At 62.2% G+C, this 12,581-nt stretch carries 12 protein-coding genes; 11 read left to right on the forward strand and 1 reads right to left on the reverse strand.

Translation table 11 applies throughout. The features are described 5' to 3' along the window. Window positions 1–6: 6 nt before the first annotated feature. Both AC1DYO_RS27045 and AC1DYO_RS27050 read left to right on the forward strand, forming a co-directional pair. On the forward strand, window positions 7–837 hold the full coding sequence (locus AC1DYO_RS27045) for a putative hydro-lyase (protein WP_477267475.1): 831 nt from the start codon (window positions 7–9) through the stop codon (window positions 835–837). Window positions 838–1,108: 271 nt separating this feature from the next. Then, window positions 1,109–1,999 (forward strand): LysR family transcriptional regulator, encoded by an 891-nt coding sequence (locus tag AC1DYO_RS27050; protein WP_477267476.1) that lies wholly within the window; start codon window positions 1,109–1,111, stop codon window positions 1,997–1,999. Between the two features lie 83 nt (window positions 2,000–2,082). Here the strand turns inward: AC1DYO_RS27050 and AC1DYO_RS27055 are convergent, their stop codons facing one another. Continuing rightward, on the reverse strand, window positions 2,083–2,298 hold the full coding sequence (locus AC1DYO_RS27055; protein ID WP_477267477.1) for a hypothetical protein: 216 nt from the start codon (window positions 2,296–2,298) through the stop codon (window positions 2,083–2,085). A gap of 766 nt (window positions 2,299–3,064) precedes the next feature. Between AC1DYO_RS27055 and AC1DYO_RS27060 the strand changes: the two genes are divergently transcribed. From AC1DYO_RS27060 to AC1DYO_RS27100, 9 genes are all read left to right on the forward strand, one after another. Continuing rightward, window positions 3,065–4,024, forward strand: coding sequence for an NUDIX hydrolase (locus AC1DYO_RS27060; RefSeq protein WP_477267478.1), 960 nt, complete (start codon window positions 3,065–3,067; stop codon window positions 4,022–4,024). Between the two features lie 66 nt (window positions 4,025–4,090). Beyond that, window positions 4,091–5,065, forward strand: a complete 975-nt coding sequence (gene nadA, locus AC1DYO_RS27065; RefSeq protein WP_477267513.1) for a quinolinate synthase NadA — start codon at window positions 4,091–4,093, stop codon at window positions 5,063–5,065. Next, a complete protein-coding gene (locus tag AC1DYO_RS27070; protein WP_477267479.1) occupies window positions 5,062–6,603 on the forward strand; it encodes an L-aspartate oxidase in 1,542 nt (513 codons plus the stop codon). The genes nadA and AC1DYO_RS27070 overlap by 4 nt, the downstream gene beginning before the upstream one ends. Then, complete coding sequence (gene nadC, locus AC1DYO_RS27075; RefSeq protein ID WP_477267514.1) at window positions 6,603–7,457, forward strand: carboxylating nicotinate-nucleotide diphosphorylase; 855 nt, start codon at window positions 6,603–6,605, stop codon at window positions 7,455–7,457. The genes AC1DYO_RS27070 and nadC overlap by 1 nt, the downstream gene beginning before the upstream one ends. A 156-nt stretch (window positions 7,458–7,613) precedes the next feature. Then, complete coding sequence (gene bioB / locus AC1DYO_RS27080) at window positions 7,614–8,555, forward strand: biotin synthase BioB (protein WP_477267515.1); 942 nt, start codon at window positions 7,614–7,616, stop codon at window positions 8,553–8,555. Beyond that, a complete protein-coding gene (locus AC1DYO_RS27085; RefSeq protein WP_477267480.1) occupies window positions 8,552–9,691 on the forward strand; it encodes an 8-amino-7-oxononanoate synthase in 1,140 nt (379 codons plus the stop codon). Before bioB ends, AC1DYO_RS27085 begins: the two co-directional genes overlap by 4 nt. After that, entirely contained in the window at window positions 9,688–10,323 is a 636-nt protein-coding gene (gene bioD / locus AC1DYO_RS27090) for a dethiobiotin synthase (RefSeq protein WP_477267481.1), read from the forward strand. Before AC1DYO_RS27085 ends, bioD begins: the two co-directional genes overlap by 4 nt. Beyond that, window positions 10,323–11,588 carry an adenosylmethionine--8-amino-7-oxononanoate transaminase gene (locus AC1DYO_RS27095; RefSeq protein ID WP_477267482.1) on the forward strand — a complete coding sequence of 422 codons (1,266 nt, stop codon included), beginning with the start codon at window positions 10,323–10,325 and terminating at the stop codon, window positions 11,586–11,588. Before bioD ends, AC1DYO_RS27095 begins: the two co-directional genes overlap by 1 nt. Further along, complete coding sequence (locus AC1DYO_RS27100; protein ID WP_477267483.1) at window positions 11,585–12,568, forward strand: beta-ketoacyl-ACP synthase III; 984 nt, start codon at window positions 11,585–11,587, stop codon at window positions 12,566–12,568. Before AC1DYO_RS27095 ends, AC1DYO_RS27100 begins: the two co-directional genes overlap by 4 nt. Window positions 12,569–12,581: the final 13 nt, after the last annotated feature.

Genomic DNA, 12,581 nt, shown 5'->3' on the forward strand with positions numbered 1-12,581 from the left:
CGGGCCATGGCAAATGCGGAGGAGTCGAGCGCTAAGCGCGATGCGCAGACAATTCGTGCTGATATACGTGCCGGCCGCATAACACATCAGACGTCGGGCATGGCTCCAGGTTCTGCGCAAGGCAACTTGGTCATATTGCCGAAGCTCTGGGCAACCGATTTTCTTCGCTTTTGCCAAGCAAACCCAAAGCCCTGTCCCTTGCTCGCAGTCGGCAAGCCGGGAGATCCGACTTTGCCGACCCTTGGCTCAGACATCGACATTCGCTCGGATGTGCCAAGCTATCGCGTGTTCCGGGACGGCAGGCTCGTTGAGGAAACGCCAGATATCTCAAGCCACTGGCGCCACGATTTCGTATCTTTCGTGATTGGATGCTCGTTCTCATTCGAATGGGCTTTGCAGAACGCCGGAATTGCCGTGCGTCATATCGATCTGGGTCGCAACGTGCCAATGTTCCGCACGAACATCGAATGCGCCCCAGCAGGCCGCTTTTCGGGAAAACTTGTCGTGTCGATGCGACCGATGACGCCGGCGGGCGCGATCCGTGCGATAGAAATCACCGCTCGATTGCCTCAAGTCCACGGGGCTCCTGTGCATTTCGGGGAACCGGCGGTGATCGGCATCAAGGATCTCTCACGACCAGACTACGGCGATGCCGTACCCTTGCACGAAGGTGAGATCCCGCTGTTCTGGGCATGCGGTGTAACTCCGCAGGTGGCCTTGGCAGAAGCAAAGCCGCCAATCGCCATTACCCACAGCCCTGGCTGTATGCTCATTACGGATATCCAGGAAAAAGATCTGCTAAGCGGCCGCTTCCAATTTGAGCCAGCTTCGACTTGAAGGGTCGGACAGAATCAATTCGCGCAAAACCGGTAGGGAGTGTCCTAGCTTCGTTGGTTGCAACAGCTCGTAAAGCCCTTTCAACCAAAGGTTTCTGCAATCCAGTCGGATTCCCCATCCTAGTTCGTCTCCCTGTCAGAGTAGCTTGCCTGGATGCAGATCGTGCAACTCGCTCCCCGCGGAGGTCATTGGGCAAGTATCCGCGAACGTCATTAATTCGGCTTGGGTTCTCGAGTCCTTGGCGCTAACTAGTGCAAAGGGAATGGTGCCCATGATCGACCTGAGAACGCTCGAGACCTTTTATATGGTGGCCCAGACTGGGGGGTTTCATCGCGCGGCCGAGAAGCTCAACACGACACAGCCGGCTGTCTCCGCCAGAATTGCTCAACTCGAGCAGGAACTCAAAGTGCGGCTCCTCGAGCGAGACAAGCGCGGTAGCCACCTAACTCCCAAAGGTCGAGAGCTACTGGTTTACGTTGAGCGCATGATGGCGCTTCGAACTGAGATGGTCCTAGCCATCGCGGGTCGGGATGGTCTTGGTGGCACGGTTCAGCTCGGTGTCTCAGATACGATTGCGCATACCTGGCTTCCAGATTTGCTGAAGCGCCTAAATCATGAATATCCTTCAATCACACTTGAAATCAGTGTCGACGGATCGGCGAACTTAGCCTCCGCACTGGTCGAGGGCAGTATCAACGTCGCCCTGCTCATTGGACCCGTCAATGTTGGCAATGCTGCAAATTTGCCGCTTTGCGACTACCCCATAAGTTGGATTGTGCCGGCGGATTTGCCACTGAATTCGAATCCTGTCGCCCTGGAGGACCTGGCCGCATACCCAATCATTACTTTTGCCCGTCGCACCCAACCCTATTGGCAACTACGGGAACTGTTTGAGAAAGCGCATCTGCACAAGGTCCGCATTTTTGCCAACTCTTCGCTCTCCTCAATCATCCGCATGACGATCGACGGCATCGGCGTTGCGGCGATTCCACGTCAAGTCGTTGGCGAGCAACTGGCGGCAGGTCAGCTGCGTATTGTCGAAACCAGCGATGACATGCCCGTACTGTCGTTTACGGCAAGCTTCTTCAAGCGAGCCAACATGCCGTTGAATTCGATCGTCGCCGAAATCGCCCAACAAGTGGCAAGTCAATACAAAGGCTAAGGATAAGCAGTCTGGCGGAGTTGATATTGAATCACTCGGTCCGCTGCATGATCACCGCGACGCTAAAGGCGCCGCGAGAAACGTTACCGTTTTTTTTCCGGGATACCGAGCAGGCCTGCCCACAGTGCATCGTATATTTGCACCTTGGCCTCGGCCGTTTCTGCCTGTTTCTCCACGCTGGCCTCGACTATGTCGCGCAAGCCTGCACTCAAGCGCCAATCAAACACCAAACCGTCCACCGAGGCCAATAGCAGAAGACCCGTTGCAGCCGCTAAAAGCCTGGTTCCCCTTAAGACCATTCGTTCCCCCTGCTTGCCGTCGAAGGTGGCCGGGAAGCTGCGCTATGCCAACATATAAGTGGCAAAGAATCCCAATGTCAACGTTTACATAAGCGTGGATCCATGAGATATTGGACCATCAACCCATCGGAGTGGAAAGATGGCTCGTGGATTGGCCAAGCAAGCGCCAGAGGCCCCCGGGGCTGCTCGAAGATCTGACTACGCTGCGTTTACAGCGCTCTATCGGCCAATCGGCCTGAAGGCCGTATTGGCCGCCTGCAGTATTCAGCCAACCCAGCAAGGATTGGTCAGCCAATCAAATGCCCTGGCCGCAGATATCACGGGGTATCCAATGACAATGGCTGCCCCCGACGGCAATCACGATTGACGCCAAAATTGACCCGCTCTGCCAAGATCTGCTGAGCGCTATGGCGCGTGCACGGACCAGGAGGGCATTCGAGCGTCAACGTCGCTTGACGTTCGACTGACGTATCGCCTTACAGTTAGTCGGGTGACAGACAAGTCACAAGTTTGCTTGTCCCATACGCCCCGAGCTCTCGTAGTATCCATTGGGCCTGCCTATTTAGGCCTGTCTTGGATCATGCGCCGATCTGTCGGTCGGTGCCAACCACGGCCCAGTTCCCAACAATAAGTAACCGGCGCGGCTGCCTGTGCTGTTTTCACCCATCGTTCCGCGCTGAGCGTTGACGGGCGGCGTGCGGCAGTTCACCTTCGCCGTGCTTGGTTATCCGAGCGCCGTTTCATATCGGAATGCCATCGGAACCCAATGCAAGAAAAGAAATCTCTGACGACGCGGCAGGCTGGAAAGAAAAAACAGAGCCAGACCGTCAGCGCGGACCTGATCGCGGTGGTCATTGCAGTGACCGATGGTGAGCCACGTGTCCTCACCATCAGTCAGGCTCAAGCTTTGCCATCGGGTCCCTTTGAGCTTGGCCATCGTTCCTTGCAGTCGGGCCTACGGGCGTGGGTGGAGCGGCAGACCGGTCACCCGTTGGGCTATATCGAACAGCTCTACACCTTTGCCGATCGCGATCGCACCGGTGATGAGCGCGTGCAGATCTCCATCAGTTATCTCGGTCTGACACGCGAAGAGCAGGGCGAGAAATTCGCAACGCATGGCTGGCGCGCCTGGTATGACTACTTTCCGTGGGAAGATCACCGCGCAGGAGTGCCACCTATCCTGCTTGACGTCCTCATGCCCCGACTTTTGGCCTGGGCCGACGACGTGGAAGATCCAGGGATGCGCCGCGACCGCCGGCAGCGTGTGGCATACGCCTTCGGGCTGGATGATCGCGACTGGAACGAAGAACTCGTCCTGCAGCGGTACGAACTGCTTTATGAAGCAGCCTTGGTAGCGGAGGCGAAACACGGCAGCGACAGTCGGTCGCCCATGCCCGGTCGGTCGATGATCGCCGATCATCGTCGCATTCTGGCGACCGGAATCGCCAGGCTTCGCACAAAGATCAAGTACCGCCCGGTCGTGTTCGAGCTGATGCCGCCGACATTTACGCTGCTGCAGCTGCAGCGCACGGTCGAAGCGCTCGCCGGCAGGCTCGTGCACAAGCAGAATTTCCGGCGCCTTATCGAACAGCAGGACCTGGTCGAGGAGACAGGCGAGACGATGTCGGACACAGGCGGGCGCCCGGCGAAGCGTTTCCGTTTCCGTCAGACGGTTCTGGCTGAACGAGCTGTCGCAGGGACGAAATTGCCACTTTCACGCGCTTGACTTTCCTTATGCTCAAGTTAAGCATATGTCTCCGTTATACTCACTTGGAGCATAAGCATGCAGGGTATGCACAGCGCCTCGGTGCGCACGGCTTCGCTTTACGACCGGGTGCGGCGAGTCATTCCGCCTATTGAATGGCCGGCATTCGCGGATGATATCGAGGCCATTCTCGAACTGAAACGGCAGCGAAACGCCGTCATCCTGGCGCATAACTACCAGACGCCGGAAATTTTCCACTGCGTGGCCGACATCGTCGGCGACAGCCTGGCGCTCGCGCGCAAGGCGATGACGGTCGAAGCCGATATCATCGTGCTGGCCGGCGTGCATTTCATGGCCGAGACGGCGAAGCTGCTCAATCCACAAAAGACGGTGCTCATTCCCGACCTACGGGCCGGCTGCTCGCTGGCGGACTCCATTACCGCCGACGACATCCGCCTGCTGCGCCAACACTATCCCGGCGTGCCAATCGTCACCTATGTCAACACATCCGCCGCGGTGAAGGCGGAGTCCGACATCTGCTGTACGTCAGGCAACGCGAAGGCCGTCGTCGAGTCGCTTGGCGTTCCCCGTGTGATCATGCTGCCGGACGAGTATCTGGCCCAGAACATCGCCGCCCAGACCGACGTTGAGATCATCGCCTGGAAAGGCCATTGCGAGGTGCATGAGCGCTTCACGCCCGCCGACATCCGCCAGTTGCGCGAAAGTCATCCTGGCGTCACGGTATTGGCGCATCCTGAATGTCCGCCGGAAGTGGTCGCGGAAGCGGATTTCTCCGGCTCGACGGCTGCCATGTCCGATTATGTCGGAAGGCAAAAGCCGGCGCGGGTCGTGCTGATGACCGAGTGCTCGATGAGCGACAATGTCGCGGTCGAGCACCCCGATGTCGAGTTCATCCGGCCTTGCAATTTGTGCCCGCACATGAAGCGGATAACGCTGGCCAACATCCGTGCCGCACTCGAGCAGAACCGCCATGTCGTGACCATCGAACCGGAGATTGCCGGGCGCGCGCGGCTTGCCGTCGAGCGGATGCTGGCGGTATGAGCATGGAGTTTCGCGATCTCTCGGGCCGGCCGGTCATCATCGGCGGCGGCATAGCCGGGCTGATGACGGCGCTGCAGCTGGCGCCCGAACCGGCGCTTCTCCTGTCGCGATCACCGCTCGGCGCGGATGCATCGAGCGCGTGGGCGCAGGGCGGTCTAGCCGCGAGCCTGGGCGACGATGATGAACCAGCGCTCCATCTTGCCGACACGCTTCTCGCGGGTGATGGTCTTTGCGATGCGCACGCAGCAACGCGCATCGTACACGCCGCGCCCGCCGCGATCGAGGATCTGGCGCGCCGTGGGGTTCGCTTCGATCGGACGCCGGCGGGCGCTCTTCGTCTCGGACTGGAAGCCGCGCACAGCCGCCGACGCATCGTTCATGCCGGAGGCGACGGGAGCGGCCGGCAGGTCATGCGCGCACTGGTCGCCGCCGTGAGATCGACGCCGACTATAGAGGTCGTCGAGGGTGTCGAAGCACGCCGGCTGGCCGTGGAGGACGGCAGGATCGCCGGCGTTCTGGCGAACTGTTCGACAGGTCCAGTGTTCCTCGCCACGGGAGGGGTCGTCCTCGCCACTGGCGGGATCGGCGGCCTGTTCCATGACTCAACCAACCCGCTGGGCAGCTGCGGACAGGGCCTTGCGCTCGCAGCGCGTGCGGGCGCTGTCCTTGCCGACCTGGAGTTCATCCAGTTCCACCCGACCGCGCTTGACGGGCCCGGCCGTCCGATGCCGCTCATCAGCGAGGCCGTTCGCGGCGAAGGTGCAACAATCGTCGACGAGACAGGAAGACGGTTCCTCGACACTGTGCGAGGGGCGGAACTCGCACCGCGCGACATCGTCGCGCGCGCAGTCTGGAAGCATCTCGCGGACGGTCATCTAGTCTTCCTCGACGCGCGGGAAAAGCCGGGTGCTGCATTCGCCCGGCAGTTTCCGACGATCGCGTCAGCCTGCGGCAAGGCCGGCATCGATCCGGCGCGCGACCTCATTCCCATCCGGCCGGCGCAGCACTACCACATGGGCGGCGTCGCCGTGGATCTGGCCGGGCGCACGTCGATCCCGGGACTTTGGGCCTGCGGTGAGGTCGCCTCGACCGGGCTGCATGGCGCCAACCGGCTTGCCAGCAATTCCTTGACCGAGGCCGTGGTCTGCGCGCGCTGGGTTGCGGAAAGCCTGGCGGGAACCCCTGCCCGCCGAGCAACGCCGGCGATTGCAAGCGATTGCCCTTCGCCCGATCCGATACCAGTGCGCTCTCTTTTGTCGCGCGCGCTCGGCGTCGTGCGGGATGGCGAAGCCTTGAAAGCCGCCGCAAGCGCCTTGTTGCCGCTCGCAGAACGCCACGATGCGGCGTCCGATCCCGCCGCCGTCGGGTTGATGATCACCATTGCCGCCTTGCTGCGCCGGGAGAGCCGCGGCGCTCATTTCCGGACCGACTTTCCGCATCATGCAACCGTGGCTCGCCGTTCCGAAATCACGCTCGATGCGGCCATTGCTGCGGCGCGGGAACTTGCATCCTCGCCAGCGCTGGAAAGCGTCGCATGATGAACCTCTCACCGCTTCCCGCAATCATGCTCGAGCCTCTGGTGCGGGCAGCTCTGCTCGAAGATCTCGGCAGGGCTGGCGACTTGACCACCGATGCCATCGTGCCAAAGGATCATCATACGACAACCGTGCTGAGTGCGCGCCAAGCCGGAACAGTCGCCGGGATCGATCTGGCGACGCTTGCCTTCAGGCTCATCGACCAGAACGTTGACATCAAGGTGCATCGTACGGACGGCAGCGAAGTGGCGCCCGGAGAGGTCATCGCAACTGTCAGCGGCCCGGCCCGCGCTATACTCACGGCGGAACGGACAGCGCTCAATTTTCTCTGTCATCTGAGCGGCATCACCACGGCGACGGCATCGGTCGTTGCGGCGGTTCGCGACCACGGCGCAAAGATCGTCTGTACGCGCAAGACGACGCCCGGTTTGCGAGCTGTCGAAAAATATGCCGTGCGCGCCGGTGGCGGTTCCAATCACCGTTTCGGTCTCGACGACGCGATCCTGATCAAGGACAACCACATCGCCATCGCCGGCGGAATTCGCCCGGCAATCGAGCGTGCGCGACGCAGCGTCGGCCATCTCGTCAAGATCGAAGTCGAGGTCGATACGCTGGTCCAGTTGGAAGAGGCCATGGGCCTCACCCCCGACGCCGTCCTGCTCGACAACATGTCGATCGATGAGTTGCGCGAGGCTGTGGCATTGGTTGCGGGACGGTCAATCACCGAAGCGTCTGGCAGGATCACCGCCGCGATTGCGCCAGCCGTTGCCGCAACCGGCATCGATCTGATTTCCATCGGCTGGTTGACTCACAGCGCGCCGATCCTCGATATCGGCCTCGACTACCGTCAGACTTGACCCTCGAGGCTGACCATCTAGCCTACCCAGCTTCTCTCGACCGTGTCCGCCCTTTCAAAGGCGCCCGTGTCGCACAACGCAAGGAACAGGATGGAAATGCGCGCAGCAATTTCGGAAAAGACCCTGCCTGAAGCTCAATCCTTCGACCACCATCGGATGTGGACGCTGGAAGAAGCCCAGGCGCTCCACGACGCGCCTTTCAACGACCTGCTGTTTCAGGCGCAAACCGTTCACCGCCAGAATTTCGATCCCAACAAGGTCCAGCTCAGCCGGCTTCTCAGCATCAAGACGGGCGGCTGCCCCGAGGATTGCGGCTATTGCAGCCAGTCGGCGCACCACGAAACCGGCCTGAAGGCGTCGAAGCTGATGGAGGTCAAGCGCGTCATCACAGAGGCGACCAAGGCGCGCGACGCCGGCGCCACCCGCTATTGCATGGGCGCAGCCTGGCGAAACCCCAAGGCGCGCGACATGGATGCGGTCGTGGCCATGGTCGAAGGCGTCAAGGCGCTCGGCATGGAGACCTGCATGACCCTTGGCATGCTCGATCTTGAGCAGACCGCTCGTCTGAAACAGGCGGGTCTCGACTACTACAACCACAACATCGATACGTCGGAACGCTACTACAGCGAGATCATCAGCACGCGCAGCTTTGCCGATCGGCTCGATACGCTCGAGCAGGTTCGCCAGGCCGGCATAAAGGTCTGCAGCGGCGGCATTGTCGGCATGGGCGAAGAACCGGTAGACCGGATCGACATGCTGGTGACGCTGGCCAATCTGCCGGAGCATCCGCAAAGCGTTCCGATCAACATGCTGATCCCGATCGCCGGCACCCCGCTTGCCGAAGCCAAGCCGATCGAGCCGATCGAATTCGTACGCGTGATCGCGCTGGCGCGCATCATGATGCCGAAATCGCATGTCCGTCTTTCCGCCGGCCGCACCGCCATGACCGACGAGATGCAGGCACTGTGCTTCTTTGCCGGCGCCAATTCGATCTTCGTCGGCGACACGCTGCTGACGGCGGACAATCCTGGCGAAGACAAGGATATTCTGCTGTTCCGGCGCCTCGGCATCGAGCCTATGGAACTCGAGGCGCAATGAACGGGGCACCGCTTGCCCGCTATGACGCGACCTTGCAGGGACTGGCGCGCAAGGACCGGCTGCGGACGCTGTCGCCGCGCGCCGGTCTCGACTTCTCCTCGAACGACTATCTCGGACTTGCCGCTTCCAAACGGCTTGGCGATGCGGTTGCGGCGGCGATCGCGCGGGGCACGCCGGTCGGCGCCACCGGATCGCGGCTGTTGCGCGGCAATGCCCCGGAACACGAGGCCCTGGAGGCGGATGCTGCGGTGTTCTTCGGAGCCGAACGCGCGCTGTTCTTCGGTAGCGGTTACATCGCCAACTTCGCTCTCCTGACCGCTTTGCCGCAGAAGGGCGACCTTCTGGTTCTCGACGAACTCGCCCATGCCAGCATGCATGAGGGGGCCCGCGCTGGCCGCGCCGAGTTCAAGCTCGCCGCGCACAACGACGTCGATGCTGTCGAGGATGCGATCACCCGCTGGCGTGCCGAAGGCGGCATGGGGCGCGCCTGGATCGGAATCGAAAGCCTCTACAGCATGGATGGCGACCGTGCGCCGATGGAGAGCCTGATCGCGCTCGCCGATCGGCACGAGGCATTCATCGTCGTCGATGAGGCGCATGCCACCGGTGTCTGGGGACCGGACGGCCGCGGGCTGGCCGCCGCGTTCGAGGGCCGCAACAACATCATTGCGCTCCATACTTGCGGCAAGGCGCTCGGCGCGTCCGGCGCACTCGTCACCGGACCGCGGACGTTGTGTGACTATCTCGTCAACCGTTGCCGGCCATTCATCTACGCCACCGCGCCATCGCCGCTAATGGCGGTCGCGGCTCGAGAGGCGATTGCCATGCTGTCCGATGAGCCCCAACGCCGTGTCCAGTTGCAGGAGCGCGTTGCCTTCGCGGGCCGCCAACTGGCCGAGCGCTGCGGCGTGGCACCCAGCGGCTCGCAGATCCAGCCCTTTGTCATCGGCGATGTCGGACGCACCATGGCGGTGGCGGCGGCGCTGCAGGCACGCGGTTTCGACATTCGCGGCATTCGTCCGCCGACCGTTCCCGAGGGCACATCGCGCCTGCGCATTTCGCTGACGCTGAACGTCGGCGAAGCCGACATTTCGGCGATGGTCGAGGCACTTGCCGAGGTGCTGGGATCGGCATGACCAAACGCATCGTCGTCACCGGAACAGACACCGGCATTGGCAAGACAGTGTTTTCGGCCGGGCTCGCCGGTTTGCTCGACGGCTTCTACTGGAAGCCGGTGCAATCGGGCCTCGACGGCGAAACCGACAGCGAGGTCGTGGAACGGCTCGCAGGCCTGCCGCCGGGGCGCGTGCTGCCCGAAGTGTATCGGCTGAAGGAGCCACTGTCGCCACATCGTTCAGCCGAACTCGACGGCGTTGCGATAGACGTCGCAGAGCTCTCGCTTCCGAACTTGCCGGGTCCGATCGTCATCGAAGGTGCCGGGGGACTGATGGTGCCGCTCAACCGGCGCACCAAGTTCATCGACATATTCGCTCAGTGGCGGGTGCCGGTCATTCTATGCGCCCGTACCAAGCTCGGCACGATCAACCACACCCTGCTGTCGATCGAGGCGCTCAGGGCCCGCTCTATCCCGCTCATCGGCATTGCCTTCATCGGCGATGAAGTGGCCGATACGCAGCGAACAATTGTGGAATTCAGCAGCGTGCCACAGCTTGGCAGGCTGCCGCACATCGATCCGCTGACGAGTGAAACGCTGCGGGAAGCGATGGTTGCCGGCTTCGACCTCACAGCGGTCGCGGGAGGCGAATGATGCCGCAGTCCCAGGTTTGGCACCCCTTCACCCAGCACGCGCTTGAACCTACCATTCCTGAAATCGTCCGGACGGAAGGCGCCTATCTCCACAAGGCCGACGGCAGGCGCATCCTGGATGCCATTTCTTCCTGGTGGGTCGTCACGCACGGGCACCGCCATCCCCGAATCATGAAGGCTATCGAGACGACCGCGGCGAGCCTCGACCAGATCATCTTCGCCGGCTTCACCCATGAGCCGGCCGAACGCCTGGCCAGCGCACTTGTCGGCCTCGCTCCGCCCGGACTCGACTGGGTGTTCTATTCCGACAGCGGCTCGACCTCGGTCGAGGTCGCGCTGAAGATGGCGCTCGGCTATTTCGGCAACATCGGCGCACCGCGCTCGCGCATCGTCGTCATGGAGCACAGCTATCATGGTGACACGATCGGGACGATGAGTGTCGGCGCCCGCGGCGTGTTCAACGCTGCCTACGAGCCTTTGCTGTTCGAGGTCGACACCATCCCCTTCCCGGCCGCCGGGCACGAACAGGAAACGCTGGATCGTTTCGAGGCCGTCAGCCGCGACCGGCGCGTCGCCGCGCTGATCGTCGAACCACTCGTGCTTGGCGCCGGCGGCATGCTGATGTATCCGGCCTGGGTTCTGGCTGAATTGAAGAAGATCACTGAGGCCTCCGGCACGCTGCTGATCGCCGATGAGGTTATGACGGGCTGGGGACGCACCGGGACCATGTTCGCCTGCGAGCAGGCATCGATCTCTCCGGACATCCTGTGCACCTCGAAAGGCCTGACTGGCGGCGTAATCCCGCTGGCCGCAACGCTTGCCACGGATGCGATCTTTCAGGCTCATTATTCGGTGGACCGGAAGAAGACATTCTTCCACTCGAGTTCCTACACCGCCAATCCGATTGCCTGCGCGGCAGCACTCGCCAATGTCGAGATCTGGCGCGACGAGCCTGTGGCCGAGCGGGTCGCGGCGTTGAGTGCGATGCAGGCCGCCGGGCTTCGGCGCTTTCGTGACAATGCCAACTTCACCGACAGCAGGACGACCGGCACGATCGCGGCCCTCGATCTGCGCACCGGCTCGGCCGGTTATCTGGCCGAGATCGGGCCGAAATTACGCGCTTTTTTCCTCGAGCGCGGCCTGCTCGTGCGTCCGCTTGGCAATGTCCTCTATCTTCTGCCACCCTATTGCATCACCGGCGAGGAACTGGACGGGCTCTATGACGCCATCGAGGAGGCCGGCGACCGCTTCGGCTCGAGGCCATGAGCAGATCGTCGCGCATTCTCGGGTTTGGCCATCATGCGCCGTCGCGCAAGGTCGAGAACCCGGAAATCGAAAACCGTCTCGGCCTCGAACCCGGCTGGATCGAGCGGCGCACCGGAATTCGTTCGCGCTTCTGGGCAACCGACGAAGACACGCTGTCGGGCCTCGCCACGCAAGCGGGCGACATGGCGCTGGCGAGCGCCGCCATTGACCGGAGAGACATCGGCCTGTTGTTGCTCGCCACCTCGACACCCGATCACCTCCTGCCGCCGAGCGCACCCCTGGTAGCGCATCGGCTCGGGCTCTGCCGCGCCGGCGCGATCGACCTGACCGGCGCCTGTGCTGGCTTCATCTATGCGCTGATGTTCGCCGACGGTTTCACCCGCCTGCATGGCAAGGCAGCCCTTGTGATTGCCGCCAACATCCTCAGCCGCCGCATCAACCCGGCCGAGCGCGCAAGCGCTGTGTTGTTTGCCGATGCCGCCGGCGCGGTGGTGATCGGTCCTTGCGATGATGCCGATCGAGGCATTCTCGGCGCTTCGGTGGATTCCGACGGCTCACGCTACGGCCTGATCCAGATACCCGCGGGAGGAAGCAACAATCCGTTCCATGACGGCCTCGACCTCGAGCAGACCCGGATGACGATCACCGATGGCCGCGAAGTGTTCGCCAAGGCCGTGGAGATGATGACTGCCTGTTCTCAGGACGCGCTCACTGCCGCCCACATGCGGCCGCAAGACATCGACCGGTTCGTGCCGCACCAGGCCAATGCCCGCATGTTCGATGCGGTCGGGCGAAACCTCGGCATTGCGGATGAAGCGATCGTCAAGACGATCGTCGAATACGGCAATTCTTCTGCTGCGACGATTCCGCTCTCGCTGTCGCTCGCCCATCGCACGCAGCCGTTTCGGCCGGACGAGAAAATCCTGCTGACGGCCGCGGGCGCGGGTCTCAGCGGCGGCGCCCTCGTCGTTGGAATTTAGCGGGGCGACCCGG

It is taken from the genome of Mesorhizobium sp. P2_F5 (genome assembly GCF_056403715.1).

Coding starts and splice junctions, on each gene's coding strand:
- AC1DYO_RS27070 (WP_477267479.1), top strand. CDS start 5,062: ATGAGCATGGAGTTTCGCGATCTCTCGGGCCGGCCGGTCATCATCGGC.
- AC1DYO_RS27100 (WP_477267483.1), top strand. CDS start 11,585: ATGAGCAGATCGTCGCGCATTCTCGGGTTTGGCCATCATGCGCCGTCG.
- AC1DYO_RS27045 (WP_477267475.1), top strand. CDS start 7: ATGGCAAATGCGGAGGAGTCGAGCGCTAAGCGCGATGCGCAGACAATT.
- bioD (WP_477267481.1), top strand. CDS start 9,688: ATGACCAAACGCATCGTCGTCACCGGAACAGACACCGGCATTGGCAAG.
- AC1DYO_RS27085 (WP_477267480.1), top strand. CDS start 8,552: ATGAACGGGGCACCGCTTGCCCGCTATGACGCGACCTTGCAGGGACTG.
- bioB (WP_477267515.1), top strand. CDS start 7,614: ATGTGGACGCTGGAAGAAGCCCAGGCGCTCCACGACGCGCCTTTCAAC.
- AC1DYO_RS27050 (WP_477267476.1), top strand. CDS start 1,109: ATGATCGACCTGAGAACGCTCGAGACCTTTTATATGGTGGCCCAGACT.
- AC1DYO_RS27060 (WP_477267478.1), top strand. CDS start 3,065: ATGCAAGAAAAGAAATCTCTGACGACGCGGCAGGCTGGAAAGAAAAAA.
- AC1DYO_RS27055 (WP_477267477.1), bottom strand. CDS start 2,298: ATGGTCTTAAGGGGAACCAGGCTTTTAGCGGCTGCAACGGGTCTTCTG.
- nadC (WP_477267514.1), top strand. CDS start 6,603: ATGAACCTCTCACCGCTTCCCGCAATCATGCTCGAGCCTCTGGTGCGG.
- AC1DYO_RS27095 (WP_477267482.1), top strand. CDS start 10,323: ATGCCGCAGTCCCAGGTTTGGCACCCCTTCACCCAGCACGCGCTTGAA.
- nadA (WP_477267513.1), top strand. CDS start 4,091: ATGCACAGCGCCTCGGTGCGCACGGCTTCGCTTTACGACCGGGTGCGG.